Raw genomic sequence first — 24,423 nt, forward strand, 5'->3', positions numbered from 1 at the left:
CGTCCCTCTCACAGCCCGGTGAGCAGTTCCCCGTCGATCACCGTGACGGCGCCGCCCGTCAGCAGTGTGCGTTCCCCGCGCAGCGAGGTGCGCACCAGGCCCGAGCGGGCTGAGGCCTGAAGGCCCACGAGGTCGTCGCGGCCGAATCTGGCCGCCCAGAACGGCGCCAGGGCCGTGTGGGCGCTTCCGGTCACCGGGTCCTCGTCGATGCCGACCGCGGGGAAGAAGCCGCGCGAGACGAAGTCGTACCCACGCGTGGGGTCGTCGGCCGGCGCCGTCGCGATGACCCCCCTGTGGGAACAGCCGGCGAGCGCACGGAAGTCGGGCCGCAGGGCTCGTACGGCCGCTTCGTCGGGCAGCTCCACGAGCAGGTCACCGACGTGCTCGCCCGTGTCGTGGAGGGAGAGCGGTGCGGCACCGAGCGCCTCGGCCAGCCCGGGAGGGGCGGACGCCGGTGTCAGGGGCGCCGTGGGGAAGTCCAGCGTCAGGGTGCCGTCGTCGTGGGTGGTGGTGCGCAGGACGCCGGAGCGGGTCGCGTGGCGCACCGTGCCGCTCGCCGCCCCGGTGGTGTGCAGGACGTGGGCGGCGGCGAGCGTCGCGTGCCCGCAGAGATCGACCTCGGCGGCCGGCGTGAACCAGCGCAGCGCCCAGTCGGCCTCACCGCCCGGCGGCAGCGGATGGGCGAACGCGGTCTCCGAGAGGTTGACCTCGGAGGCGACGGTCTGGAGGCGTTCGTCGTCGGGGAACGCGCCGGAGTCCAGGATCACGACTCCGGCGGGATTGCCGGCGAACGGGCGGTCGGTGAACGCGTCGACGATGCGGATCTTCATGGGGCCGACGGTAGGCGGGTCCTCGGAGTGCGGTCCAAGGCCAATTCCGGACGCGCGGCCCGGTGGGACCCTTTCGCGGTTCACAGCCGTCCGGGCTTGCGGGCCAGGAACGTGGCGGCCCGCCTGTTCGTCCCTTCGCCGGGCTCCTGCAGCAGATGCGCGGTGACCTCGAGACCGGCCTCGCCCGGAGGGCGGGGGATCCGGTCCGGCTGGACCGGATGGGACGCGTAGGACACCGGATGTCCCTCCGTACGCCTGCGCCGGACGCAGGACGTGCCGTGACCTTCCCGGGTCCGTACCCGGCATCCGCGACGGGGCCGAGTCCGGCGGTCCGTACGAGTTCGGCGAACGTGGACAGCATCGCGCGTGGCAACGGGTCCTTTCCACAGGGGGGTTTGACGCGTTCGGCGTAGCGGCGGCGGCGGTGGCGGCGGAAATCGCGGACGGCGCTGAGATGGCTGGGCTCGGTGATGCGGACGGCCTTGGACGCCGCTCCGGCGGTGCGCCCCCGCCGTCCCGCGGCAACACTCCTCGGCCGACGCCGTGGGGCGGCCGCAGACACGGAGCCTTGTCACGCGATAGCTTCCGATATATCGTTGAGGCATCGCGACAGTTCAATGAAGAGTCGCAGAATCACGATGACGAGAGGAGCGCGTCATGCGTTCACATGGGAACGACCACGGATGCGGACCCGGGCGCCGCGGCGCCGGCAGGGGAGACTTCGAAGGCGGCCGTGCCGCGTTCGGACCGTTCGGACCGCCCTTCGGAGGTGGGCCGTTCGGCGGCGGGCCCTTCGGCGGCGGCCGCGGCCGGGGAGGCGGCCGGGGGAGGGCGAGGCGCGGTGACGTGCGCGCGTCGATCCTCGCCCTGCTCAAGGACCGGTCGATGCACGGTTACGAGATGATCCAGGAGATCGGCGAGCGCAGTGGCGGGGCCTGGAAGCCCAGCCCCGGCTCGGTGTATCCCACCCTCCAGCTGCTGGAGGACGAGGGCCTGATCGTCAGCGCCAGCGAGGGTGGCAAGAAGCTGTTCACCCTCACCGACCTGGGACGGAGCGAGGCCGAGTCCGGCCCCGACGCCCCCTGGGAAGAGGCAGGGCGCGGTGTCGACTGGGAGGGCGTGAACGAGATCCGTCAGGCCGGCTTCGGGCTGATGGAGGCGTTCGGCCAGGTCTGGAAGACCGGCTCGGCCGACCAGCGGCAGAAGGCCCTCACGGTGATCAACGACGCCCGTAAGAAGCTGTACCTGATCCTCGCCGACGAGGACTGAGCGGTGCGGCACGCGCACGCGGAGGAAGGCTCCCTCGTGGGGCCCTCCTTCTGTCCGCCGCCCTCCGGCGCGACCGCCGCGTACCGCACGGTGCGGCGTGGTCTCATCCGCAAGGATGAGGGAGCCGCCTGCCGCCCCCGACTTCTGCGGGATGGCGGATGGGCCGCTCCGGGGATGTTTCCGCTCCCTGGGACTGATGGGGTGGAGATGTGCACATCCGGACATCAGGGATCCCCGAGCAAGCCCCGCCGAACCACCCGTGGGCCGGTTCCGGGCCGAGTCCGGCGATGACCGCCGTGGTGACCGGCGCGCGCAGGCGAGCTGTGCGGGACGGTGACCGTCACGTCGACACGGCGCATCTCCTGCACTCCCTGGTCGAGTCCGATCCCGCCGTCAGGGAGGTCTTCGACGGTGGTCCGCAACTGGCCAAGGTGCTCGGGTACCTGGTGCAGCGCACCATCGGGTACGGCCTCCGCTGGCAGAGGACGCAGGAGGATTCGGGCAGGTTCCCGGCCGTGCCGGAACCCGCGGGTGAGGGGTGGTCGCCCTCGGCGTCGGCAGCGATGGACCGTGCCGCCCGTAGCGCGCTCCGGCGCGGGGACCTCCACGCCGACGGCCTCGATCTGCTGGCCGCGCTGGTCGCGGATCCGCGCTGCCGTGCGGTGGAGGTGCTGCGCCGGGCCGGTGTCGCCGCCGAGCCGCTGGGCGTCCGTGCGGCGGACCGGGCCGCACGGGATCCGCAGGGGTGATCGCGGACACGCGGTGGACAGGTGCGACGGGGGTGACGCTGCTGACGCCTGCTGCCATGATGTGCCGATGCACGTGTCTCAGGGGAGAAGTGCCGGTCTGGGCCTGGCCCTTGTCTCGGCCTTCGCGTTCGGCGGTTCAGGGGTGGCGGCCAAGCCGCTGATCGAGGCGGGCCTGGACCCGTTGCACGTGGTGTGGCTACGGGTGACCGGTGCCGCCCTGGTCATGCTGCCGATCGCCTGGCGGCACCGGAATCTCGTCAGGGAACGGCCCGTGCTGCTGGCCGGTTTCGGGCTGTTCGCCGTGGCCGGGGTGCAGGCCTTCTACTTCGCCTCGATCTCACGTATCCCGGTCGGCGTCGCACTCCTCATCGAGTATCTGGCGCCCGCGCTGGTCCTCGGCTGGGTGCGCTTCGTGCAACGGCGCCCCGTCACCCGCGCCGCCGCCGCGGGTGTCGTGCTGGCGGTCGGCGGACTCGCCTGCGTCGTCGAGGTGTGGGCCGGGTTGAGCTTCGACGCGGTCGGGCTGTTGCTCGCGCTCGGCGCGGCGTGCTGTCAGGTGGGCTACTTCGTCCTGTCGGACCAGGGCGCAGGGCACGGTGACACGACGGACGCCGGGCCTCCGCACCCCGTGGGCGTGATCGCGTACGGGCTGCTGGCCGGCGCGGCCGTGCTCACGGTGGTGGCCGCCCCCTGGGCCATGGACTGGGCGGTCCTCGGCGGGAGCGCGGAGATGAACGGGCACGACGTGCCCGCGTGGCTGCTGCTCTGCTGGATCGTGCTGCTCGCGACCGTGCTGGCCTACGCGACCGGTGTGGTGTCGGTACGCCTGCTCTCGCCGCAGGTCGCAGGCGTCGTCGCCTGCCTCGAGGCGGTCATCGCGACCGTGCTTGCCTGGGTGCTCCTCGGTGAGCACCTCTCCCTGCCCCAACTGGTCGGAGGAGGTGTCGTGCTGATCGGAGCCTTCATCGCGCAGTCGTCCGCCCCCAGGCCGCCGTCGGGCCCCGTGGCGTCGGGCCCGGGGGCGGTGGCGGTCGGGGCGGCGGACGCCCATGAGCCGGCGGATACAGGGGCCGAGCTGTCTCGGCCTCCGGCCTCGCCGTAGCCCGGTCCGCAGGCTCAGGCGGGCAGCCCGCCGTGGAGTGCGGTGAGGTAGTCCGGCACCGGGACGGCGGGGGCCAGGTCGTCGGACGGCAGTGGTGCCCCGTAGCTCCGTGACACCGGGATCACGCCCGCCCAGTGCGGCAGTGCGAGGTCCTCCGGGTCGTCGTTCGGGCCGCCCGTACGGATCTTGGCGGAGACCTCGTCGAGGTCCAGGCGGATCACCGCGGTGGCGGCGAGCTCCTTCGTGTCCGCCGGGCGCGAGTCCCTGGACCTGCCCGGAACCACCTGGTCGACGATCGCGTCGAGTGCGACGCGCCGCTCCTCCGGGTCGGTCACCGTCCGTGCGATGCCGTGGACCACCACGGAGCGGTAGTTCATCGAGTGGTGGAAGGCGGAACGCGCCAGTACCAGGCCGTCCACATGCGTCACGGTCAGGCATACGGCTAGGCCCGGATCGGCCGCAGCGGTCGCGCGCAGCGGACGCGAACCGGTCGAGCCGTGGACGTACAGCCGGTCGTCGATCCGGCCGAACAGTGTGGGCAGCACGACCGGTGCGCCGTCGCGGACGAAGCCGAGATGGCACAGGTAGGCCGTGTCGAGTATCGAGTGCACCGTCTCCTTGTCGTACGAGGCGCGCTGCCTGGCGCGGCTGGGGACCGTGCGCCCGGTCGGCTCGTAGGCGTCCCCGGGGAGGCCGGTGCTGTCGGGCGTGTCAGTGTCCGGCATTGCGTACTCCATTGCACTAGTGCATAATGTCTTTTGTGCTAGGAGAGTATCGGATCAGTGGGCGGCGTGCATCCGAGATCGCCGCGAGTGTGGAGCGCGGGGTCGCCTCGGGTGACCTCGCGCCCGGTCATGTGCTGCCGCCCATGAGGGAGTTGGCGACGCTCCTCGGCGTGAATCCCAATACGGTGGCCGCCGCCTACCGGTCCCTCCGCGAGCGCGGGGTGATCGAGACCGCCGGGCGCCGGGGGAGCCGGGTGCGGCCGCGTCCCGCGAGCACGGCACGCGGCTCGCTCCGGGTGGAGGCACCTCCGGGCGTGCGTGACCTGGGTGACGGCAATCCCGACCCCGCGCTGCTGCCCGGTCTCGGGGAGGCCCTGGCGGTGGCCGCGGCGGCGTACGGCCGGCAGCCGCACCTCTACGGCGACGCGACAGTGGTCCCCCGGTTCGCGGAGATCGCGAGGGCTGAGCTGGACGCGGACGGTGTGCCCGGCGGGCCGGTGGCCGTCGCCTCCGGATCCCTCGACGCGATCGAAAGGGTGCTGACCGCGCACCTCAGGCCGGGTGACGCGGTCGCCGTCGAGGATCCGGGTTGGGGGGCTCTGCTGGACCTCGTCCCGGCCCTCGGCATGCGCGTCCTGCCGGTGGCGCTGGACGAGGACGGTCCGCTGCCGGGCGAGGTGGAGCGAGCCCTGCGCGCGGGGGCCGGTGCCCTGGTGGTCACCGACCGGGCGCAGAACCCGACGGGCGCGACGGTGACGGACCGACGGGCCGAGGAGCTGCGGTCCGTTCTCGCGGAGCATCCCGGTGTGCTCCTGATCGAGGACGACCACGGCCACGCCATCGTCGACCTGCCGGTGCGTCCCCTCGCTGGTGTCACGGAACGCTGGGCCTTCGTGCGGTCCGTGTCCAAGGCGTACGGACCCGATCTGCGGCTCGCCGTGCTCACCGGGGACGGACTGACCGTGGACCGGGTGACGGGGCGCCAGCGGCTCGGGCCCGGCTGGGTGAGCGGACTGCTGCAGCGGACCGTCGCGCACCTGTGGGCGACGGGGGCGGTCGACACGCCGGCTGTCGCCCGCTCCTACGGGGAGCGCAGGGACGCGCTGGTCCGGGCCCTGAGGGAGCGTGGCATCGAGGCGTACGGGCGGACCGGGATGAACGTGTGGGTGCCCGTCGGCGACGAGACCGGCGCGGTCGCCAGGCTGCTGCACGCCGGCTGGGCGGTGGCCCCCGGGGCGCGGTTCCGGATCGCCTCGCCGCCGGGGGTGCGGCTGACCGTCTCGACGCTGTCCGCCGCGGACATCGGGCCCCTGGCGGACGCGGTGGCGGCGGCCGCGCCGCCCGCCCGCCCGGTCAGTTACGGCTGACCGGCCCGGTGGCCACGGTGCTGAGGGCGTCCCCGCCGCCCGGTCCGGCTCCGGTGGCGCGACGGGCCGGCAGGTCGTGCAACTGATCACCGGACGGATCGTCCCAGGCCGTCCCGTCCGCCTCGACCGCCTGGAGCACTGGTGTCGCCAGGCGGCTGACTCCATTCACCCCTCGTGCTCTCGGCCCTGGCGGGTTCCGCTTCCGGCGCACGCTCCGTCAGGCCGGCCCGGACAGCTTCGTGAAGTCCCAGGACCTGACCGCCTGCGGCGTGAGCCGGATCCAGGCGTGCCGTTCGTCGTGCGGCAGGGAGTCCAGCCCGAAGTACTTGGCCGAGAAGAGCCTCTCCGGGACGACCAGCTCGGCGCAGTCCAGGCCCGTGCGGGGGACCTCGCCGACGAAGGAGACCTCGCCACGGAGCTCCACCCCGCGCAACTCGCCGTACTCCACCCCGTCGTCCACCACCACGGCGGCCTTCGGGGTGTGGCGGAGCTGCGACCAGCGCAGACTCCTGACGAGCGAGTAGAGCCAGAGGGAGGTGCCGTCCCACACGAACCACAGGGCCGCCACGTGCGGCATGCCCTCGGCCGAGACCGTGGCGACCCTGCAGGTGCGCTGTTCGGCGAGGTAGGCGTCCCGCTCCGCGTCGGTCATCATGATCCGACGGCCATGGCGCTGGGCAGCGTTCACGGGACGCCCTTCCTGGAAGTGTCCGGCCGGTTCCGGAAGCATGGGCCCTCTGCCGTGGTCGCGCAATGGTCCGCCCTCTCACACCAGGGTGATGGAGCCTCCCTCGACCCGGATCTGCTTCTCCGGCAGCGGCTGGGTCGCCGGGCCGCCCGTCACCGCGCCGGTCGCCGCGTCGAACGTGCTGTTGTGGCACGGGCAGGTGATGACGCCGTCGGCGATCCCCTTCACCGCGCAGCCCTGGTGGGTGCACTTCGACGAGAACGCCTTGAACTCACCGGCCTTCGGCTGTGTCACCACCACCTCCTGGTCGGCGAAGACCATTCCTCCGCCCTCCGGGATGTCAGCGGTCGCGGTGAGCGGCGCGCCGGCGTTCGCGCCGCCGCCCTCCCCTGCCGGTTCGACCGTGTCGGAGCCGCCGGTGTCCTTCGGCCCGCCTCCGCACGCGGTGAGGGCGGCGGCCAGTCCCGCGGCTCCCGCCGTGACGACGGTGCGCCGCCCGAGGCGGACCTGGCTCTCCTGCGATGCGTTCATGCCGGCATTCCCTTCATCGGCGAGACGTCAGGTGGAAGGACGTCATCAGTGCATACGGATCCGCGTGGCCCTCTGTTCATACACCCGCACCGAAGGCCTTCCCCGCCAGGCGCGTTCGCCTCGGCGCCGTCGGTCCGGCTTCCGGCCGCCCGAGGCCCCGGCGTCAGCCTTGGAGGCGGACGGGGAGGGTGCGCACGCTGTTGCCCACGAATGAGGCGTGGCGTTGCAGCTCGGACTCCGGGACGGCGAGTTGGAGGTCGGGGTAGCGGGTGAAGAGTTCGCGGAGTGCGACCGTGCTCTCCATGCGGGCCAGGGGGGCGCCCAGGCAGTAGTGCGTGCCGTGTCCGAGTGAGAGGTGCCGGGTCTCGGCGGTGCGGGTGATGTCGAAGAGGCCGGCGTCGGGGCCGTGGGCGCTCTCGTCCCGGCCCGCGGCCGAGTAGCCGGCGAGTACCGGGGTCCCCTTGGGGATCACCGTGCCGGCCAGGGTCAGGTCACGGGTCGGGTAGCGGAACGGGAAGTAGCTGACCGGACTGTCCCAGCGCAGGGTCTCCTCCACCACGTCCGCCCAGCTCGCCCTTCCCGCCAGGACGAGGCCGAGCTGATCGCGGTGGGTGCACAGGGCACGCACGGCGTTCGTGATCAGGTTCAGCGTGGTCTCGTGGCCGGCGATGACGGTGAGCATCAGCGTGCCGATCAGCTCCTGGGGGCTGAGCCGGTCACCGTTCTCCTCGCGGGCGGCGATCAGCGCGCTGATCAGATCGTCCCCCGGCTCCTTCGTCCGGGCGGCGGCCACCGCGCTCAGCACCTCCACCATCTCCCTGTTGGCCGCCAACGACTCCGCGGGCCCCACGTCGGTGGCGACGATGCGGTTGGACAGCGTGTGCAGCCGGTCGTGATGTGCGGCCTCCACCCCCAGCAGCTCACAGATGACGCCCATCGGCAGCGGCAACGCGAAATGCGCACGCAGATCGGCGACACCGCTCCCGGCGGTGGCGGCACGGCCGAGCCCGTCCAGGAGGGAAACCGTCAACGCCTCGACACGAGGACGCAACTCCTCCACCCGGCGTGCGGTGAACGCCTTGCTCACCAACGCCCGCAGCCGCCGGTGATCGGCCCCGTCCGCGGTGGTCATCCCCCGCACGGTCGCGAACGCCCCCAACGGCCAGCCCTCCGGGATCGCGCCCGACTCCAGCGCCGTGAAATGCCGCGCGTCCTTCGCCACATCGGGATGCCCCAGGAACTCCTTGAGGGCCGCATGCCCCAGAACCGCCATACCCGCCACCTCACCAGGCAGGACCACGGGGGCGACCGGACCCCGCGCCAGCAAACGCGCGTTGGCCACGTGCGGGCAACCGCCGGCCGGGTCCATGCGGTACGGGCGGCCAGGCCCGGGATTCGCCGGTGAGGTGTTCAACTGGGCTCCAGGGCAAGTGGCGAGCAGGCGCGTCCGATCGGCGGACGGTGGCGGTCACGAGAGGACGAAGGCTCCGGAAGCGCATCGAACTCGCCTGCGGGACAGGGGACATGGGCAGCGTAGAGCACAGAGCCCCGCCAGGTCCGAGGACCGCGGGCATCCCGCCCCGGCCGGCGGGACGGAAGGCGGGCCCGGGGGAAACTCCCCGGGCCCGCCTTCGTCCGTCCCTCGTGCGGCTGCTTCGCTACGGCGTCAGATGTTGACGCCGAAGTCGGCGGCGATGCCCGCCAGGCCGGAGGCGTAGCCCTGGCCCACCGCGCGGAACTTCCACTCGCTGCCGTGACGGTAGAGCTCGCCGAAGACCATGGCGGTCTCCGTCGAGGCGTCCTCGCTCAGGTCGTAGCGGGCCAGTTCGACGTTGTCGGAGCGGTTGATCACCCGGATGAAGGCGTTGCGGACCTGGCCGAAGCTCTGGCCGCGCGCGGCCGCGTCATGGATGGAGACCGGGAAGACGATCTTCGAGACCTCGGCGGGCACCGACGCCAGGTCCACGTTGATGGACTCGTCGTCGCCCTCGCCCTCGCCTGTGAGGTTGTCGCCGGTGTGCTGGACCGAACCGTCGGGGCTGTTGAGGTTGTTGTAGAAGACGAAGTGCCGGTCGGAGACCACCTTGCCGGCTTCGGTGCACAGCAGGGCGCTGGCGTCGAGGTCGTGATCGGCACCGGTGGTGGTGCGCACGTCCCAGCCGAGTCCGACCGTCACCGCGGTGAGGCCGGGGGCCTCCTTGCTGAGCGAAACGTTTCCGCCCTTGGACAGGCTGACTCCCACGAGTGTTCCTCCATTGCTGTGGTTGGCGTCGTCATCCGGTCCAACGCCGGAGCGGCCCCTATGGTTCCATGGTTGCGCAAGTTCGTAACTATGGATGCCGGCTGCGGAGCCTCTGACGGTACGCGGATCACGACAGCCCGGAAGGTGGCGGCGTGTTCTCCGATGTGGGTGTGCTGGAACTGGCCACGATCGTGGTCCTCGCCCTCGTTCTGTACGGGCCGGACAAACTGCCTGAAGCGATCAAAACCGTGTCCGCGGTCGTCCGGAAGTACCGGGAGTTCTCCGAGAGCGCGAAGCGGGAGGTCCGGGAAGGCCTGGGTCCGGACTTCCAGGACTTCGAGTTCGAGGACCTGAACCCGCGGACCTTCGTGCGCAAGCATGTCCTGGACGGTGACGGCGTGGGGCTGGAGGCGATCCGCGGCGCTCTGGATCCCCGGCCTGAACTGAAGGGGGCCGTGGACGTCGTGCGTGACGCTGTCGACGCCGGGCCTGGACTAGATTCCCCGCCCGCGCCCGGCGAGGGCGCGCTCTCCCCGCGCAAGGGCGGGGGCGGTCCGGCGGTGGACCCCGACGCCACCTGACCCGTCAGGGCGGTGGCGTGAGGACGACGTTCCGACCCTCGGCGAGGCCGGCACCCTTGTGTGCCGCTGCTCCCGGTCGAGAAGGTGCCGGAAATCCTGGGGTCGGGTTCTCCCGCGTGACGGACTTCACGACACTTCAGAACATGCGCAACTATTAAAGTGTTGTGCATGAACGGAGACGGTACGACGCTGTGGGAAGTCGCTGTGCTCGACGGGGGGCCCGCCGACGGGCTGCGGGTGAGGGTCGCCGACCGGCCGGGGGTGGTCCAGGTGACCTGCCCCTGCGAGCTGGACGCGCCGTCGTCCGGGGTGCGGGTCGACGCGTTGTACGTCTACCGCCGCGAACCGCGGGTGCGGGACGGGTCGTTGCGTTACGGCTTCGACGCGGCCAGTCCCTGACGTGCCCGCCGGCGAGGCCGTTCAGTGGTCCCGCGTGCCGCCCTCCGGGCCGGTCGGCCGGGCCGGAGGAGTGTCGCCGGGTGCGGATCGCGCGGTCCCGGTGGTGAGCGGTCCGGTGGAGGCCGGGCCGGGGGTGGTGCCTGGCGTCGCGCCGTCCTCCTTCATGGCCTTCGTCTCGCTCTTGAGGATCCGCAGCGACTGACCCAGTGCGCGCGCGGAGTCCGGCAGTTTCTTCGACCCGAACAGCATGATGACCACGATCGCCAGGATCAGCAGGTGCCAGGGTTCCAGTCCGTTGCGGAGCATCTCCACCACGTCCTTTCTCTCGCCGGTGCCGGTGTGCGCACCCGATGGTGCGACGCACGCTTCAAAGATTGCTAGATTGCGCAACTGTACAAGCATGGGGTGGGTCCAGTCGTCCCCTCCGCCGGATCCGGACGAATGAGGGTGCGCAGATGACAGGAAGCCACCGAGCGGCGGCGGCCACCCGCCAGGGCGCCAGGGCCGCGGACCGGGGCCGGCGGCCCGGTCGTCCCCGGATGCGGATCGTCCTCGCCACGGCGGTGTCGCTGCTCGTCCTCGTGACGGCGGGCGCGGGCTGGGCGTACCTGAAGCTCAACGGCACCATCGACACCTTCGGTGCCGACGGGATATCCGACGACAGGCCCGCCGCGTCCTCGGCCGGGCAGAACGTCCTGGTGATCGGTTCGGACGCCAGGACCGGCGGGAACAGCGAGCTGGGCGGCGGCGACACGAACGACATCGGGCGCTCCGACACCGCGTTCCTGCTGCACGTCTACGCCGACCACCGGCACGCGGTCGCGGTGTCCATACCCCGTGACACCCTGCTCGACATCCCACCGTGCAAGCTGCCCGACGGCAGCTGGACCGAGACCAGGCACCAGGCCATGTTCAACGAGGCGTACACCGTGGGCAGCACGGCCGAGGGCAACCCCGCCTGCACCCAGAACACCGTCGAGAACCTCACCGGCCTGCGCGTCGACCACACTGTGGTCGTCGACTTCAAGGGCTTCTCGGCGCTGACGGAGGTCGTCGGCGGTGTGGAGGTGTGCGTGCCGCAGGACATCTACCAGAAGGACCTGAACCCGGGCCGGGCCACGCGTGGCGAACGCCTCTTCACCCAAGGGGTACAGACCGTCTCCGGCCAGAAGGCCCTGGACTACGTACGCATCCGGCACGGCATCGGTGACGGCTCCGACATAGGCCGCATCAAACGGCAGCAGGCCTTCGTCGGGAGCCTGGTCAAGAAGGTGAAGAGCGACGGGTTCACCCCCACGAAGCTGCTGCCGCTCGCCGACGCGGCGACGACGTCCATGACCGTCGACCCCGGCCTCGGTTCGGCCGACAAACTGGTCTCCTTCGCCATGTCGCTGAAGGACATCGATCTGCACGACACCAGGTTCGTCACCGTCCCCTGGCGGTACGAGGGCGCCCGCGTCGCGATCGTCGAGCCGGACGCCGGGGCGCTCTGGGCGGCTCTGAAGGCCGACCGCACCCTCGACGGCGGGGACGCGGGCGGCGGGAGCGACGCGGACCCGGACGGCACGGACTCCCCGAAGCCCACCGGCTCCTCGCCCGACGCCGAGGAGCAGGTCCCGGCCGAGGACATCTCCGTCACCGTCCGCAACGGCACGCGGGTCACCGGACTCGCCGCGCGGGCGGCCGCCGCCCTGGAGGCATCGGGTGTCACCGTCACCGGCACGGCGACGGCGAGCGGCCAGGACCGGCGCACCACGGTGATCGAGTACGGACCCGGCCGGAGGGCGGAGGCGGAGACGCTCGCCCGCATCCTCGGCACCGGGGAGCTCCGCTCCACCTCCGGTGGCCTGGACGTCGTGCTCGGGCAGTCCTACGCGGACCGGGCGGCCGGTACTCCCTCCGGGGCGGGTAACGCGTCCTCGGCGCCCTCGGAAGTGCCGGCCGAGGTCGCCGAGGGGGCGCGCACCGCGGACGAGGACCTCTGCGCCGCGCTGTCGTACGGATGATCCGGAAGGAGCGCGGGTGGCGGCCGGACCGCCACGCAGGTCCCTACCGCTCGGCGCCGGGCCTGTCGTAACGCGACCGTGCTGCCGCCAGAGCCACCGTGTACAGCGCGAGGACCGCGGCGAGCAGCGGGTAGTACAGGGCCGGCAGCGCCGTCATGCCCAGCACCGGCCCCAGCGGGGAGAGGGGCAGCAGGATGCCGATGACGGCCAGGCCGGCGGCGGCCCAGTGGACCGGGCTCGCGGTGGCGCCCTCGGCGGTCCGGCGGCCGGTGCGCAGCAGAAGCATGACCAGCGCCTGGGTGAGGAGGTTCTCGGTGAACCACCCGGAGTGGAACGCGGCCTGGCCGGATCCGGCCGCTTCGTGCAGGGCGAGTGCGAGGACGCCGAAGGTCGCCAGGTCGGCGGTGGCTCCCAGCAGTCCGAAGCCGGTGATGAAGCGGAGGAAGTAGCGGGGCTGCAGCACCGTCGGCGCACGGAGCGCGGCGGGACGGATCCGTTCGAAGGCGAAGGCCAGCTGAGCGGCGTCGAAGCACAGGTTCTGGACCAGGATCTGGGCAGGCAGCATCGGGAGGAAGGGCAGCATCAGACCGGTCACCAGCATCGCGATCACGTTGCCGAGGTTGGACGAGAGCGTGATGCGCAGGTAGGTGGCGATGTTGACGCTGCTGTGCCGGCCCGAGGTGATGGCGTGGGAGATCGCGGTGAGGTCCTTGTCGGCCAGGACCACGTCGGCGCTCTCGCGGGCGACGTCCACGGCGTCGCGCGGACAGATGCCGGCATCGGCGGCGTGGAGCGCGGGCAGGTCGTTGACACCGTCGCCGAGGAACCCGGTGGTGTGCCCGTCGGCGCGCAGCACGGAGATGATCCTGGCCTTGTGCTCGGGAGCGCAGCGCGCGAAGACGGTGGTGCGGCGGGCGAGCGCCGCGAGTTCGCCGTCCGTCAGGCCCTCGAGGGTGTCGGCGGCGAGGACGACGCCGGGATCGAGCCCCAGATCCCTGCAGGCGCGGGCCGCCGTTCCCGGGTGGTCACCCGTGAGGATCTTGACGGTGACACCCTGGTCGGCGAGGACCTCCAGGGCTTCCGCCGCGGTCGGCGCGAGGGTGTCGCGCAGGGCGACGAACCCGAGGAGGGTCAGGCCGCGCTCGTCGGCCGGGGTGTAGCCGCGGTCGCGCGCGTGCCGTTCGGAGATGGCGACCGCGAGGACCCTCAGACCGCTCGCCGCCTCCCCGGCGGCCAGCGCGAGCAGCCGGGCCCGCTCCTCCTCGGTGAGGGCGCAGCGCTCGATGACGTCCTGTGCCGATCCCTTGACGACCAGCGTGTGGAGACCGAGACGGCCGGGGCGGCGTACGACTGCGGTGGAGAGGCGGCGTACCGGGTCGAAGGGGATCGCCGCCACACCGTCGTACTCCAGTGGTTCGTCCCCCTCGACGGCGTCCAGGATCGCCTCGTCCAGGGCGTCCGGGACCGGCAGGTCGGCGAGCTGGAGCGTCCACCAGGCATTGACACCGGCCCAGTGCAGTACCTCGGGATCATGGCCGCCCCGCACGTCCAGCGTGCGGTGCACGACGGGACGGTCCTGGGTGAGGGTGCCCGTCTTGTCGAGGCACAGCACGTCCACCGCCCCGAGATCGTGCAGTGCGGGCAGCCGTTTGACGATCACCCGGTGGTCACGGGCGAGGAGGGACGCCCCACGGGCCAGGGCGGTGGTGACGATGACCGGCAGCATCTCGGGGGTGAGCCCCACGGCGACCGCCACCGCGAAGGGAAGCGTCTCGAACCCCCTGCCGCGCAGCGCCGCGTTGGCCATGAGCACCAGGGGCGGGGTCAGCAGCATGAACCGGATGAGGACCCAGGAGATCCCGTGCACCGACCGGTCGAAGGCACTGGCCACGTGCTGCCCCGGGCCGCCGCGGGTGGCGGCGAAGCGGGTGCGCGACCCGGTCGAGACGACGACCGCGGTACCGCTGCCCGACGCCACGCTGCTGCCCTGGAAGCACAACTGGGGCGCGTCGAACGGTCCGCCCCGGTGATCCGGCGCGTCGACGGCGTGCTTGGCCACCGGCGCCGACTCGCCCGTCAGCGCTGCCTGGTGCACCGTGAGGCCGCTCGCCCGCAGGAGCAGTACGTCGGCGGGGACCAGGTCACCGGGGCCGAGACGGATCACGTCGCCCGGTACCAGCTCGTCGACCGGCATCTCCCGTGACGTGGGCGCCTCGTGCTCCGCCGGGCGCCGAAGCACGGTCGCCGTGGTCGCCACCAGCTTCCGCAGCGCGGCCACGGACCGGTCGGCCCGGCGTTCCCCGCCCGCCCGCAGGACGCAGCTGACCACCACGAGGGAGAGGATCACGCTCGCGGTGCCCCAGGCCGCCACGGCGGCCGACACCAGTCCGAGGCAGAGCAGCACCGCGGTGAAGGGGTCCCGCAGGCTTACGGCGAGGCGGCGGGGCCAGGAAGCCGTGCGCCATGGGGGCACCGTGTTCTCGCCGAAGGCGGCGAGCCGTTCCACCGCCTCCGCCTCGACGAGTCCGCGGGGCCCGCTGGCCAGATGCCGCAGCACCTGGAGCGAGGTGAGGCCGTGCCAGGGCGGTGGTCCGTCGTCCGGCCGGGGGGCCGTGCCCGCCGGGTGCCCCGCCCAGCGCTCCCCGGAACCCGCAGGATCGGTACCGCAGGCCGCTGCGGTCTCAGGCACCGAGGTCACGGAGGCGGGGGACCGGAGCATGGGCGGCCCGGTCGGTCAGCTGGCCGATCATCAGCCGGACCACCGTCACCACGTCGGCGTCGTCGACGAAGTAGACCTGGCGCCGCCCCTCCCGCCGGGAGCGTACGAGACCGGCGAGCTTCAGTTTCGTCAGATGCTGGCTCACCGCGGGCAGGGCTCCGCCCACGCGCTGGGCGAGTCCGCTCACATCGCTCTCGCCCTCGGCCAGGGCCCACACGATGTGCAGACGCGGTGGCGACGCCAGCAGCCCGAACGCCGCAGCCGCGTCCGCCAGCACCTCGGCGGGCGGATCGTCGGGGTCCCCTGCTGCCACCATCGCTCTCCCGTCCGGCGTGGGCCGCGCGGTCGGGCCCGAAGGTTCCCAGTGTAGGGGGCCGCGCGGCACCCGGATCCGCGGCTCGGGAGCCCGGACGAGCACCCTGGCCGTGGGGGCGGCCGCGGTGTGTGAGCCACACGTCGACCCCGCCGGATCACCCGGACACCCTGCGCCCGCGATCACCCTCGGTGACTATGCTCACCTGGTGCCGGTGGCCGGTGGTGAGAGGCGCGGTGCCGTCGAGGGACCGCACGGGGCGGTCCGTGGATTGCGCGGTCGAAGAGATGGGTGGCCTGGAAGTGTTGAGAGAGGTCGTAGCGACCCGCTACGTCACGCCCCTGCGTGAAGGCGGCTCGCTGCCCGGGATCGTCGAGGCCGACGACCTGGGCACGTACGTCATGAAGTTCACCGGCGCGGGACAGGGGCGCAAGACCCTGGTCGCCGAGGTCGTCTGCGGTGAGCTCGGCCGGAGGCTCGGGATGCGGGTGCCGGAGCTGGTCACCATGCAGCTCGACCCCGTCATCGGTCTCGCCGAGCCGGACCAGGAGGTGCAGGAACTCCTCAAGGCGAGCGGCGGGCTGAACCTCGGCATGGACTACCTCCCCGGCTCGTTCGGGTTCGACCCGCTCGCCTACCAGGTGGACCCGGCGGAGGCCGGCAAGATCGTCTGGTTCGACGCGCTGATCAACAACGTGGACCGCTCGTGGCGGAACCCCAACATGCTGGTCTGGCACGGCGATCTCTGGCTGATCGACCACGGGGCCACCATGATCTGGCACCACAACTGGCCGGGCGCCCAGGCCTCCGCCGCGAAGCCGTACAACGCCTCCGACCACGTCCTCGCGCCGTTCGGTCCCGACATCGCGGCCGCCGCCGCCGAGCTCGCCCCGCTGGTCACCGAGGAACTGCTCACCGAGGTGGCCGCCGAGGTGCCGGACGAGTGGCTGACCGGAGAGCCCGGATTCGGGACGACTGACCTGCTGCGGCGGGCCTACGTGGAGCCGCTGCTGGCGCGCGCCGGAAGCATCCACGAGCGGATCACCATGGGGGAGCCCACGAAGGCGCAGCGCTCCCAGGCCCCCGGCTGGCTCTCGGAGCGTCTCGCCCCGCAGCCGCACGCCGCGAAGAAGGACCGTGCCGCCCGGGCGGACAGCGGACGGAACAGCGAGGACAGCGGACGATGAGCACACGCGATGTCTTCGAGTACGCGGTCCTTCGTGTCGTGCCCCGGGTCGAGCGGGGCGAGTGCTTCAACGCGGGCGTACTGGTCTACTGCCGGGCGAAGTCCTTCGTCGGCGCGCGCACGCAACTGGACGAGGGCAAGCTCATGGCGCTGGACCCGAACGCCGACGTGAGGGGTGTCCAGGCCGCCCTCCGCGCGGTCGAGGGGGTCTGCGGCGGCGGCGACGCGGCCGGTCAGGCGGCCGGCGACGACCCCGGCCGGCGCTTCCGCTGGCTGATCGCTCCGCGCTCCACGGTCGTCCAGCCGGGCACCGTGCACAGTGGACTCACCCTGGACCCCGAAGCCGAGATCGAGCGGCTGCTCGACCTGCTGGTGCGCTGACTCCGGCACCGGCGGCGCCGCCCGCGAGGTACGCGGCCACGGCGCCGTCCGGTGTGACATGCGCCCACGCCCCCGTGTGCCGTTGACACCGGGTGCGAGGGCTTCTAGCGTCTCGTCTGCTGAAGGTACTAAGCGGTTGCTCAGTTATCGGGAACTTCCTGACGTCCGCTGAGCCGCGATCCAAGGGCGAGGAGAACCAAGCATGTCCACCACCGAGCAGCGCGTCGCCATCGTGACGGGAGCGGCACGGGGCATCGGCGCCGCCACCGCCGTACGCCTGGCGGCCGAGGGCCGCGCCGTCGCCGTACTCGACCTCGACGAGGCGGCGTGCAAGGACACGGTCGAGAAGATCACCGCCGCCGGGGGCAAGGCCCTCGCCGTCGGCTGCGATGTGTCGGACAGTGCCCAGGTGGAGGCCGCCGTCGCGCGGGTGGCCGCCGAGCTCGGCGCACCGACGATCCTCGTCAACAACGCGGGCGTGCTCCGCGACAACCTGCTGTTCAAGATGAGCGAGTCCGACTGGGACCTCGTGATGAACGTCCACCTCAAGGGTGCGTTCCTGATGGCCAAGGCCGTCCAGTCGCACATGGTGGAGGCCAAGTTCGGCCGCATCGTCTCGCTCTCCTCCTCCTCGGCGCTGGGCAACCGTGGCCAGGCGAACTACTCCGCGGTCAAGGCCGGCCTCCAGGGCTTCACCAAGACGCTCGCCAAGGAGCTCGGCAAGTTCGGCGTGACCGCGAACGCCGTCGCCCCCGGCTTCATCGTCACCGAGATGACCGCCCAGACGGCGGCCCGGGTCGGCATGGGCTTCGAGGAGTTCCAGGCGGCCGCCGCCACGCAGATCCCCGTGCAGCGCGTGGGGCACCCCGAGGACATCGCCAACGCCATCGCGTTCTTCACGGGCGACGACGCGGGCTTCGTGTCCGGGCAGGTCATGTACGTCGCCGGCGGACCGCTCAACTGACCCCGGAAGGGCAACGGACACCATGACTGTGCAGGACAGTGGCAAGGTCGCGCTCATCACGGGCGCGAGCCGGGGCATCGGCTACGGCATCGCCGAGGCGCTCGTCGCCCGCGGCGACCGGGTCGTCATCACGGGCCGCGGCGAGGACGCGCTGAAGGAGGCCGTCGAGAGGCTCGGCGCCGACAGGGCGGTCGGCATCGCGGGCAAGGCGCACGACGAGGCCCACCAGGCGGCGGCCGTCGAGCGTGCCATGGAGGCGTTCGGCCGGGTCGACTACCTGGTCAACAACGCGGGTACGAACCCCGTCTTCGGGCCGATGGCCGAGCTCGACCTCAACGTGGCCCGCAAGGTCTACGAGACCAACGTGATCTCCGCGCTCGGGTTCGCCCAGCAGACCTGGAAGGCCTGGCAGCGGGAGAACGGCGGGGCGATCGTCAACATCGCCTCGGTCGCGGGCGTCTCCGCGTCCCCGTTCATCGGCGCCTACGGCATGAGCAAGGCGGCCATGGTCAACCTGACCCTCCAGCTGGCGCACGAGTTCGCTCCGGTCGTGCGGGTCAACGCGATCGCCCCGGCCGTGGTGAAGACCAAGTTCGCGGAGGCGCTGTACGAGGGCCGCGAGGCCGAGGCGGCAGCCGCCTACCCGCTGGGCCGGCTCGGTGTTCCCGAGGACATCGGCGGTGCGGCGGCGTTCCTCACCTCGGAGCAGTCCGCCTGGGTCACGGGGCAGACGCTGGTGGTCGACGGCGGTATCTTCCTGAACGCCGGCGTGGGCTGACCTGGCCTGATCCAGTTCGGTCCTGATTGGCTGAAGTGCCTCGCCGGGTTTGTGGGTTGTCCCGGCGAGGCGCTGCGGTATGGTCTGCCGACCCCAAGGCCGATCGAGGAGCGTGCGCGTGTTCTACCGGGCCAGTCTGCAGGCCTCTGCAGCCCTTGCTTCCCTTTCTCTGTTGGCCGGTTGTGGTCTGTTGTCCGACAGCGGTTCGAAGACGGAACAGCGGATATCGGTCGGAACGACGAGCTCGCCCTCGACCCTCGATCCGGCGGCGGCCTGGGACGGTTCCTGGGAGCTGATGAGGAACGTCTACCAGACCCTGGTGAGCTTCCCGACCGGCAGCACCAGCCCCGAGCCCGACGCGGCCCGCGAATGCCGCTTCACGGATTCCACGAGCGTGGAGTACCGGTGCACCCTCCGGTCGGGCCTGAAGTTCTCCAACGGCGACAAGATCGACGCCGAGACCGTGAAGTACTCCATCGACCGGATCAGGACGATCAAGGTCAAGGGTGGTCCGGCCGGCCTCCTCGGATCTCTCGACCGGGTGGAGACCAAGGGCGACCACGAGATCATCTTCCACCTCGCCAGGGCGGACGCGACCTTCCCCTTCATCCTGGCCACTCCCGCGATGTCGATCGTCCCGCCCGGTGAATACCCGGCGGACGGCATCCGCGACGACGGCAAGGTCACCGGCTCGGGGCCGTACGTCCTGGACTCGTACGAGCAGGGCAAGCAGGCCGAGCTGACCAGGAACCCCAGCTACAAGGGGTTCGCCGACCGGAAGAACGACGCGGTCACGATCCGCTACTTCGACGACTCCACCCTCATGGTGGAGGCGCTGAAGAACAAGGAGATCGACGCCACCTACCGCGGTCTGACAGCCGAGGAGGTCATCGGCCTCGAGGACAACAAGAAGGACAACAACGGTCTGCAGATCGTCGAGTCGGTGGGCGCCGACATCCGCTTCCTCGTCTTCAACCCCAAGGACCCGGCCGCCGGGAAGCTCGCCGTCCGGCAGGCCGTCGCCCAGCTGGTGGACCGCGACGCGCTCGTCGCCAAGGTCTACCGGGGCACCGCCGAGCCGCTCTACTCCATGGTCCCGAAGGGCATCGCGGGACACGCCACCAGCTTCTTCGACTTCTACGGCGACCGGGACGTGGCGAAGGCCAAGGCCCTGCTCTCCAAGGCGGGGATCACCGCGCCGGTCAAGATGACCTTCTGGTACACCACCGACCGCTACGGCTCCTCCACCGCTCCCGAGTTCGCCGAGCTGAAGCGCCAGCTCGAGTCGTCCGGCCTCTTCCGCATCACATTGAGGAGCGCGCCGTGGAAGTCCTTCCAGGAAGGCTTCAACAAGGGTGCCTACCCGGTCTTCGGGCGCGGCTGGTTCCCCGACTTCCCGGACCCGGACAACTTCATCGCCCCCTTCGTCGGCCAGGACAGCGTCACCGGTACCCCGTACCTGAGCGACGAGATCACCCGTGAGCTGCTGCCGTCCTCCCGCAAGGAGAGCGACCGCGGTGCCGTCTCCGACCAGTTCAAGCGGGCCCAGGAGATCCTCGTCAAGGACGTCCGGCTGCTGCCCCTGTGGCAGGGCAAGCTCTACGTGGCGGCCGGCGAGGACATCGGCGGTGGCGAGCGCGCGCTCGATCCCCAGACGGTCATGCAGATGTGGGAGCTGTACCGCAAGACCAGCTGGTAGGAGTGGAGCCGACGGGCTCGGCGGGTCGGCTGTCAGTGGTCCCCGGTAGGTTCTGTCATCAAGAACCGATTGCTTACCGGAGGTTGTGGACGTGACCGACACCGACCTGCTGCCCGAGTCCTGGCGCGGCGTCCTCGGCGAAGAGCTGCAGAAGCCCTACTTCAAGGAGCTCACGGATTTCGTCGAGGAGGAGCGGGCCAGGGGGCCGGTGTACCCGCCGCGTGAGCAGGTCTTCGCCGCGCTGGAGGCCACACCGTACGACCAGGTGAAGGTGCTCGTCCTCGGCCAGGACCCGTACCACGGCGAGGGCCAGGGACACGGCCTGTGCTTCTCGGTCCAGCCGGGTGTGAAGACGCCGCCGTCCCTGCGCAACATCTACAAGGAGATGAACGACGAGCTCGGCCTGCCCGTCCCTGACAACGGGTATCTGATGCCGTGGGCCGAGCAGGGCGTCCTGCTGCTCAACGCGGTGCTGACGGTCCGCGGCGGCGAGGCCAACTCCCACAAGGCGAAGGGCTGGGAGAAGGTCACCGACGCGGTGATCCGCGCGGTGGCCGAGCGGCCCGACCCGGCCGTCTTCGTCCTCTGGGGCAACTACGCCCAGAAGAAGGTCCCGCTGATCGACCAGGACCGCCATGTGGTGGTCAAGGGCGCGCACCCCTCGCCGCTCTCCGCCAAGAAGTGGTTCGGTTCCCGCCCCTTCACCCAGATCAACGAGGCCGTCGCCGCGCAGGGCCACGAGCCCATCGACTGGCGGATCCCGGACCTGGGCATCCCGGCGACCCGTCCGAAGGCCGCGGCCCGCGCCTGAGCGGGATCGCCGGTGGCTGCGGCTAGCGTCTGAGCCACCGGAACAGGCCGGCGGTGATCAGGGGAGACCTCTGCGGTGGAGCGGCGGGAAGTGCCGGGGGACGTCGTCATGACCAGGATCGGTCAGGCGGTCATGCTGCTCCACGCGGGGGACAGGGAGGAGGCCCGCAACCGGTTCGGGGTCATCTGGTCCGAGATCGGTGAGCGCGGGGACGCCCTGCACCGCTGCACCCTCGCCCACTACATGGCGGGCACCCAGGACGATCCCGGGGACGGGCTGGCCTGGGGCCTCAGGGCGCTGACGGCCGCGGAGGGCCTGACCGGGGCGGCGCGCGCGGACCCGGAGCACCGGGACGTGACCGCCGTGCGGGCCCTGGTCCCGTCGCTCCACCTCGATCTGGCGCGGAGCTATCTGAAGCTGCAGCGCTTCGAGGCGGCCCGGATCCACCTGGACCGGGCGTGGGACGCCGTCGCGGTGCTGGACGACGACGGGTACGGCGGCGGGGTGCGGGCGGCCATCGGGCGTATGGAGCAGCGCATGCGGGGGAGCGGCGGCGGGGGATGACGCGGGCCGGGGCCCCCGCAGGGGCCTGGCCCGCTCCCGTCACGCGCCGGTCGCGCCGTCGATCCGTTCCCGCACCAGGTCGGCGTGGCCGTTGTGCCGGGCGTACTCCTCGATCATGTGCGTGTAGATCCAGCGGAGGGTGAAGGGCTTGCCCGCCCTGCCCACGCCGGCGGACAGATCGTCGAGTCCGAGCTTCGCGGCGTTCGCCCGGGCGGCCTCGATCTCCGCCTCCCAGGTCGTCCTGGCCTCCTCCCAGGTGTCCTGTTCGGTCAGGTGGAACTCCCCGTCCGGGTCCTCGTCCGTCCCGTAGATCGGCGGCAGCTCCTCGCCGGCCAGTACCTCGCGGAACCAGCCGCGTTCGTTCTCGGCCAGGTGCCGCACGAGGCCGAGCAGGGTGAATTCCGACGGGGGTACGGACGCCTCCCGCAGCTGGGCGTCGGTGAGGCCCGCGCACTTCATGGCCAGGGTCGCGCGGTGGTAGTCGAGCCACCCCTCCAGCATCGTGCGCTCGGCGGCGTCGAGGGCGGGCGTGGAGCGTTCGTCAGTCGTCATGGCAGTCATCGTCCCGCACCGGCGATCACCGCCGCGACGGCTTGTCCGGCCCCGGTGCCGAGCATGCCCCGCAGCAGTTCGGCGCAGCCTGCCCGCAGTTGGGCCTCCGTCGGTACGGCCCGGTGGTAGGAACCCACGGCGCAGGCGAACATCATCCCCTCAGCCCACGCCACCAGAGACAGCGCGTGACGTTCCGGCTCGGCCGACCCCGCCGCGGCCATCAGAGCGACCAGAGGTTCACGGAACCGCCTGCCCGCCTCGTCGTAGAAGGCACGGAGCGCGGGCCGCCGGGTGGCCTCCAGGGCGAGTTCGTAGCGGCAGACCAGGAGTTCGGTACTGCCGGTCAGATAGCGGTGCAGGGCATGGGCCAGCCCCTCCGCCATCCGGTCCGGTCCGGCGTCCGAGGGTGGTTCCCCGAGGGTGAGCACCCGCCCCTCCAGCTCGGCGAGCCGGCGCACGGCCGCCTCCAGCAGGGCTTCCCGGGTGCGGGCCTGGTTCGACGTCGACCCCTGGGGGAGTCCGGCCCGTTCGTCCACGGCCCGGTGGGTGAGGCCCCTCATGCCGCGCTCCGCGAGGAGCGCGAGCGCGGCGTCGGCGATCAGATCGGCGCGGGACGCCCCGGACGGCCGGGCGCCGGCTGCGGGCGTGGTGCGTGTGGGCATGGAGCCAATCTACCGCTGTCACTACACCTGTAGTACGGTGAGGCTGTTACTACAGGTGTAGTTCCCAGGAGGTCCAGTCATGGCGACATCGCGAGCGGTGGTCATCGGAAGCGGCATCGGCGGGCTCACCGCCGCCGCCACGCTGCACCGGAGCGGCTGGCAGGTCACGGTGCTGGAGCGCGCAGCCTCGCTGGAACCCGTCGGCGCGGGCATCAGTCTCGCCCCGAACTCCCAGCGCGCCCTCGACGTCATCGGACTCGGCGACGACGTCAGGTCCCTCGCCGCCTGGCAGGGCGACGGCGGTATGCGCACGCCGTCCGGGCGTTGGCTCGCCCGCACGGACAGCGCCGCCGCGGCCGAACGGTTCGGCGGGCCGCTCGTGCTGCTGCACCGCTCCGCCCTCATCGGCCTGCTCCGTGCCCGGCTCCCCGAGTCCGCCCTGCACACCGGCACACCGGCGACACTCGTCGCACCGGGTGAGGCGGACGGGCGCCGGGCGGTGGTCCGGACCCCCTCAAAGGACATCGAGGCCGATCTGGTGATCGGTGCCGACGGCATCGGTTCGGCGGTTCGCGCCACGCTCTACCCGAGCCACCCCGGGCCCGCGTACAGCGGATTCACCACCTGGCGGGTCATCTCGCCGGGCCTCGGCCGCACCTTCGGCTCGCACGAGACCTGGGGCCGCGGCGCGCTGTGGGGCAGCCACCCGCTGAAGGGCGGCGGGATCTACGCCTACGCGGCGGCAGCCGTCCCGGCGGGAGGGCGGGCCGCAGACGACGAGAAGGCGGAGCTTCTGCGCAGGTACGGAGACTGGCACGACCCGATCCCCGGGATCATCTCCTCGGTCGGGCCCGGCCAGGTCCTGCGCCACGACGTGTACCAGCTGGCGGACCCGCTGCCGTCCTTCCACCGGGGCCGCACCGTGCTCGTCGGCGACTCGGCGCACGCCATGGTGCCCTTCCTCGGACAAGGCGGCAACCAGGCCATCGAGGACGCCGTCGTCCTCGCCCACCACCTCCCGCCCGACGGTGACCTGGGCGCGGGCCTGGCCGCCTACAGCGCGGCCAGGGTGCCCCGTACGACCGCGATGGTCCGCAAGGCGGCGCGGGTCTCCCGGATGACGGCGCTGTCCTCGGCACCCGCCGTCGCTCTCAGGAACGGACTGATGTCCGCGGTCTCCCGGCTCGGCCCCGGCCTCGTCCTGAGGACCTTCGACGGCATCTGCGACTGGCGGCCCCCACAGCGCACGTATGCTGCCGGGACCAGGGAAGGGCAGAGCACGCGACCGTGACAAGGCCCTGGTCA

28 protein-coding genes are annotated in these 24,423 nt (G+C 71.7%); 15 read left to right on the top strand and 13 right to left on the bottom strand.

Translation table 11 applies throughout. The features are described from left to right. Nucleotides 1-8: 8 nt before the first annotated feature. The gene (locus LWJ43_RS28730; protein WP_277335082.1) at nt 9-830 is read right to left on the bottom strand and encodes a PhzF family phenazine biosynthesis protein; all 822 of its coding nucleotides are present in this window, start codon (nt 828-830) and stop codon (nt 9-11) included. An 80-nt stretch (nt 831-910) separates the two neighbouring features. Continuing rightward, nucleotides 911-1,066: a hypothetical protein gene (locus LWJ43_RS32940; protein ID WP_346772001.1), complete on the bottom strand. Its 156-nt coding sequence runs from the start codon at nt 1,064-1,066 to the stop codon at nt 911-913. A gap of 421 nt (nt 1,067-1,487) precedes the next feature. Here LWJ43_RS32940 and LWJ43_RS28740 point away from each other — a divergent pair, with 421 nt between their 5' ends. From LWJ43_RS28740 to LWJ43_RS28750, 3 genes are all read left to right on the top strand, one after another. Beyond that, nucleotides 1,488-2,099, top strand: a complete 612-nt coding sequence (locus LWJ43_RS28740; RefSeq protein WP_277335083.1) for a PadR family transcriptional regulator — start codon at nt 1,488-1,490, stop codon at nt 2,097-2,099. Nucleotides 2,100-2,308: 209 nt separating this feature from the next. Continuing rightward, nucleotides 2,309-2,848: a Clp protease N-terminal domain-containing protein gene (locus tag LWJ43_RS28745; protein ID WP_462100916.1), complete on the top strand. Its 540-nt coding sequence runs from the start codon at nt 2,309-2,311 to the stop codon at nt 2,846-2,848. A gap of 67 nt (nt 2,849-2,915) precedes the next feature. Beyond that, complete coding sequence (locus LWJ43_RS28750) at nt 2,916-3,950, top strand: EamA family transporter (RefSeq protein ID WP_277335085.1); 1,035 nt, start codon at nt 2,916-2,918, stop codon at nt 3,948-3,950. A gap of 14 nt (nt 3,951-3,964) precedes the next feature. On the opposite strand, the gene LWJ43_RS28755 is transcribed toward LWJ43_RS28750, so the two are convergent. Then, nucleotides 3,965-4,675 (bottom strand): pyridoxamine 5'-phosphate oxidase family protein, encoded by a 711-nt coding sequence (locus LWJ43_RS28755; RefSeq protein ID WP_277335086.1) that lies wholly within the window; start codon nt 4,673-4,675, stop codon nt 3,965-3,967. Nucleotides 4,676-4,710: 35 nt separating this feature from the next. Here LWJ43_RS28755 and LWJ43_RS28760 point away from each other — a divergent pair, with 35 nt between their 5' ends. Next, nucleotides 4,711-6,042, top strand: coding sequence for an aminotransferase class I/II-fold pyridoxal phosphate-dependent enzyme (locus LWJ43_RS28760; RefSeq protein WP_277335087.1), 1,332 nt, complete (start codon nt 4,711-4,713; stop codon nt 6,040-6,042). Here LWJ43_RS28760 and LWJ43_RS28765 read toward each other — a convergent pair. From LWJ43_RS28765 to LWJ43_RS28785, 5 genes are all read right to left on the bottom strand, one after another. Continuing rightward, entirely contained in the window at nt 6,029-6,211 is a 183-nt protein-coding gene (locus tag LWJ43_RS28765; protein WP_277335088.1) for a hypothetical protein, read from the bottom strand. The two genes, LWJ43_RS28760 and LWJ43_RS28765, sit on opposite strands and share 14 nt — an antisense overlap. 48 nt (nt 6,212-6,259) lie before the next feature. Beyond that, the gene (locus tag LWJ43_RS28770; protein WP_277335089.1) at nt 6,260-6,730 is read right to left on the bottom strand and encodes a pyridoxamine 5'-phosphate oxidase family protein; all 471 of its coding nucleotides are present in this window, start codon (nt 6,728-6,730) and stop codon (nt 6,260-6,262) included. A 78-nt stretch (nt 6,731-6,808) separates the two neighbouring features. Then, nucleotides 6,809-7,261 (bottom strand): Rieske (2Fe-2S) protein, encoded by a 453-nt coding sequence (locus LWJ43_RS28775; RefSeq protein WP_277335090.1) that lies wholly within the window; start codon nt 7,259-7,261, stop codon nt 6,809-6,811. A 163-nt stretch (nt 7,262-7,424) separates the two neighbouring features. Continuing rightward, nucleotides 7,425-8,630, bottom strand: coding sequence for a cytochrome P450 family protein (locus tag LWJ43_RS28780; RefSeq protein WP_277336018.1), 1,206 nt, complete (start codon nt 8,628-8,630; stop codon nt 7,425-7,427). A 297-nt stretch (nt 8,631-8,927) separates the two neighbouring features. Continuing rightward, on the bottom strand, nt 8,928-9,503 hold the full coding sequence (locus LWJ43_RS28785) for a TerD family protein (protein WP_277335091.1): 576 nt from the start codon (nt 9,501-9,503) through the stop codon (nt 8,928-8,930). A 152-nt stretch (nt 9,504-9,655) separates the two neighbouring features. On the opposite strand from LWJ43_RS28785, the gene LWJ43_RS28790 reads away from it, so the two are divergent. Beyond that, on the top strand, nt 9,656-10,084 hold the full coding sequence (locus LWJ43_RS28790; protein WP_277335092.1) for a sec-independent translocase: 429 nt from the start codon (nt 9,656-9,658) through the stop codon (nt 10,082-10,084). A gap of 168 nt (nt 10,085-10,252) precedes the next feature. Next, entirely contained in the window at nt 10,253-10,483 is a 231-nt protein-coding gene (locus tag LWJ43_RS28795; RefSeq protein ID WP_277335093.1) for a hypothetical protein, read from the top strand. Nucleotides 10,484-10,504: 21 nt separating this feature from the next. On the opposite strand, the gene tatA is transcribed toward LWJ43_RS28795, so the two are convergent. Then, nucleotides 10,505-10,789, bottom strand: coding sequence for a Sec-independent protein translocase subunit TatA (gene tatA, locus LWJ43_RS28800; RefSeq protein WP_277335094.1), 285 nt, complete (start codon nt 10,787-10,789; stop codon nt 10,505-10,507). Between the two features lie 149 nt (nt 10,790-10,938). Between tatA and LWJ43_RS28805 the strand changes: the two genes are divergently transcribed. Continuing rightward, a complete protein-coding gene (locus LWJ43_RS28805; RefSeq protein ID WP_277335095.1) occupies nt 10,939-12,489 on the top strand; it encodes an LCP family protein in 1,551 nt (516 codons plus the stop codon). 43 nt (nt 12,490-12,532) lie between these two features. Here the strand turns inward: LWJ43_RS28805 and mgtA are convergent, their stop codons facing one another. Beyond that, entirely contained in the window at nt 12,533-15,208 is a 2,676-nt protein-coding gene (gene mgtA, locus LWJ43_RS28810) for a magnesium-translocating P-type ATPase (RefSeq protein WP_462100917.1), read from the bottom strand. Beyond that, nucleotides 15,171-15,524 (bottom strand): ArsR/SmtB family transcription factor, encoded by a 354-nt coding sequence (locus LWJ43_RS28815; RefSeq protein WP_277335097.1) that lies wholly within the window; start codon nt 15,522-15,524, stop codon nt 15,171-15,173. The genes mgtA and LWJ43_RS28815 overlap by 38 nt, the downstream gene beginning before the upstream one ends. Nucleotides 15,525-15,823: 299 nt before the next feature. Between LWJ43_RS28815 and LWJ43_RS28820 the strand changes: the two genes are divergently transcribed. From LWJ43_RS28820 to LWJ43_RS28850, 7 genes are all read left to right on the top strand, one after another. Continuing rightward, on the top strand, nt 15,824-16,708 hold the full coding sequence (locus LWJ43_RS28820) for a HipA family kinase (RefSeq protein WP_277336019.1): 885 nt from the start codon (nt 15,824-15,826) through the stop codon (nt 16,706-16,708). Beyond that, complete coding sequence (locus LWJ43_RS28825) at nt 16,705-17,088, top strand: DUF3037 domain-containing protein (RefSeq protein WP_277335098.1); 384 nt, start codon at nt 16,705-16,707, stop codon at nt 17,086-17,088. Before LWJ43_RS28820 ends, LWJ43_RS28825 begins: the two co-directional genes overlap by 4 nt. 202 nt (nt 17,089-17,290) lie before the next feature. Beyond that, complete coding sequence (gene fabG, locus LWJ43_RS28830; RefSeq protein ID WP_014157515.1) at nt 17,291-18,052, top strand: 3-oxoacyl-ACP reductase FabG; 762 nt, start codon at nt 17,291-17,293, stop codon at nt 18,050-18,052. A 22-nt stretch (nt 18,053-18,074) separates the two neighbouring features. Continuing rightward, nucleotides 18,075-18,830 carry an SDR family oxidoreductase gene (locus LWJ43_RS28835; RefSeq protein WP_277335099.1) on the top strand — a complete coding sequence of 252 codons (756 nt, stop codon included), beginning with the start codon at nt 18,075-18,077 and terminating at the stop codon, nt 18,828-18,830. Between the two features lie 118 nt (nt 18,831-18,948). Further along, nucleotides 18,949-20,529, top strand: a complete 1,581-nt coding sequence (locus tag LWJ43_RS28840; RefSeq protein WP_277335100.1) for an ABC transporter substrate-binding protein — start codon at nt 18,949-18,951, stop codon at nt 20,527-20,529. Nucleotides 20,530-20,620: 91 nt separating this feature from the next. Further along, a complete protein-coding gene (locus tag LWJ43_RS28845) occupies nt 20,621-21,340 on the top strand; it encodes a uracil-DNA glycosylase (RefSeq protein ID WP_277335101.1) in 720 nt (239 codons plus the stop codon). Nucleotides 21,341-21,448: 108 nt separating this feature from the next. Continuing rightward, nucleotides 21,449-21,904, top strand: coding sequence for a hypothetical protein (locus LWJ43_RS28850; RefSeq protein ID WP_385454228.1), 456 nt, complete (start codon nt 21,449-21,451; stop codon nt 21,902-21,904). Between the two features lie 39 nt (nt 21,905-21,943). Here LWJ43_RS28850 and LWJ43_RS28855 read toward each other — a convergent pair whose 3' ends face one another. Then, complete coding sequence (locus LWJ43_RS28855; protein WP_277335103.1) at nt 21,944-22,456, bottom strand: DinB family protein; 513 nt, start codon at nt 22,454-22,456, stop codon at nt 21,944-21,946. Nucleotides 22,457-22,461: 5 nt separating this feature from the next. Then, complete coding sequence (locus tag LWJ43_RS28860; protein ID WP_277335104.1) at nt 22,462-23,118, bottom strand: TetR/AcrR family transcriptional regulator; 657 nt, start codon at nt 23,116-23,118, stop codon at nt 22,462-22,464. Nucleotides 23,119-23,197: 79 nt separating this feature from the next. On the opposite strand from LWJ43_RS28860, the gene LWJ43_RS28865 reads away from it, so the two are divergent. Continuing rightward, entirely contained in the window at nt 23,198-24,409 is a 1,212-nt protein-coding gene (locus LWJ43_RS28865; RefSeq protein WP_277335105.1) for an FAD-dependent monooxygenase, read from the top strand. Nucleotides 24,410-24,423: the final 14 nt, after the last annotated feature.

It is taken from the genome of Streptomyces sp. JH34 (assembly GCF_029428875.1).
GTDB lineage: Bacteria > Actinomycetota > Actinomycetes > Streptomycetales > Streptomycetaceae > Streptomyces.

Excerpts from the sequence above, each read along its gene's own strand:
- LWJ43_RS28730 (WP_277335082.1), bottom strand. The coding sequence starts at position 830 with ATGAAGATCCGCATCGTCGACGCGTTCACCGACCGCCCGTTCGCCGGC.
- LWJ43_RS28740 (WP_277335083.1), top strand. The coding sequence starts at position 1,488 with ATGCGTTCACATGGGAACGACCACGGATGCGGACCCGGGCGCCGCGGC.
- LWJ43_RS28750 (WP_277335085.1), top strand. The coding sequence starts at position 2,916 with ATGCACGTGTCTCAGGGGAGAAGTGCCGGTCTGGGCCTGGCCCTTGTC.
- LWJ43_RS28755 (WP_277335086.1), bottom strand. The coding sequence starts at position 4,675 with ATGCCGGACACTGACACGCCCGACAGCACCGGCCTCCCCGGGGACGCC.
- LWJ43_RS28775 (WP_277335090.1), bottom strand. The coding sequence starts at position 7,261 with ATGAACGCATCGCAGGAGAGCCAGGTCCGCCTCGGGCGGCGCACCGTC.
- LWJ43_RS28780 (WP_277336018.1), bottom strand. The coding sequence starts at position 8,630 with ATGGACCCGGCCGGCGGTTGCCCGCACGTGGCCAACGCGCGTTTGCTG.
- LWJ43_RS28795 (WP_277335093.1), top strand. The coding sequence starts at position 10,253 with ATGAACGGAGACGGTACGACGCTGTGGGAAGTCGCTGTGCTCGACGGG.
- tatA (WP_277335094.1), bottom strand. The coding sequence starts at position 10,789 with ATGCTCCGCAACGGACTGGAACCCTGGCACCTGCTGATCCTGGCGATC.
- LWJ43_RS28805 (WP_277335095.1), top strand. The coding sequence starts at position 10,939 with ATGACAGGAAGCCACCGAGCGGCGGCGGCCACCCGCCAGGGCGCCAGG.
- mgtA (WP_462100917.1), bottom strand. The coding sequence starts at position 15,208 with ATGCTCCGGTCCCCCGCCTCCGTGACCTCGGTGCCTGAGACCGCAGCG.
- LWJ43_RS28815 (WP_277335097.1), bottom strand. The coding sequence starts at position 15,524 with ATGGTGGCAGCAGGGGACCCCGACGATCCGCCCGCCGAGGTGCTGGCG.
- LWJ43_RS28825 (WP_277335098.1), top strand. The coding sequence starts at position 16,705 with ATGAGCACACGCGATGTCTTCGAGTACGCGGTCCTTCGTGTCGTGCCC.
- fabG (WP_014157515.1), top strand. The coding sequence starts at position 17,291 with ATGTCCACCACCGAGCAGCGCGTCGCCATCGTGACGGGAGCGGCACGG.
- LWJ43_RS28835 (WP_277335099.1), top strand. The coding sequence starts at position 18,075 with ATGACTGTGCAGGACAGTGGCAAGGTCGCGCTCATCACGGGCGCGAGC.
- LWJ43_RS28850 (WP_385454228.1), top strand. The coding sequence starts at position 21,449 with ATGACCAGGATCGGTCAGGCGGTCATGCTGCTCCACGCGGGGGACAGG.
- LWJ43_RS28855 (WP_277335103.1), bottom strand. The coding sequence starts at position 22,456 with ATGACGACTGACGAACGCTCCACGCCCGCCCTCGACGCCGCCGAGCGC.
- LWJ43_RS28860 (WP_277335104.1), bottom strand. The coding sequence starts at position 23,118 with ATGCCCACACGCACCACGCCCGCAGCCGGCGCCCGGCCGTCCGGGGCG.
- LWJ43_RS28865 (WP_277335105.1), top strand. The coding sequence starts at position 23,198 with ATGGCGACATCGCGAGCGGTGGTCATCGGAAGCGGCATCGGCGGGCTC.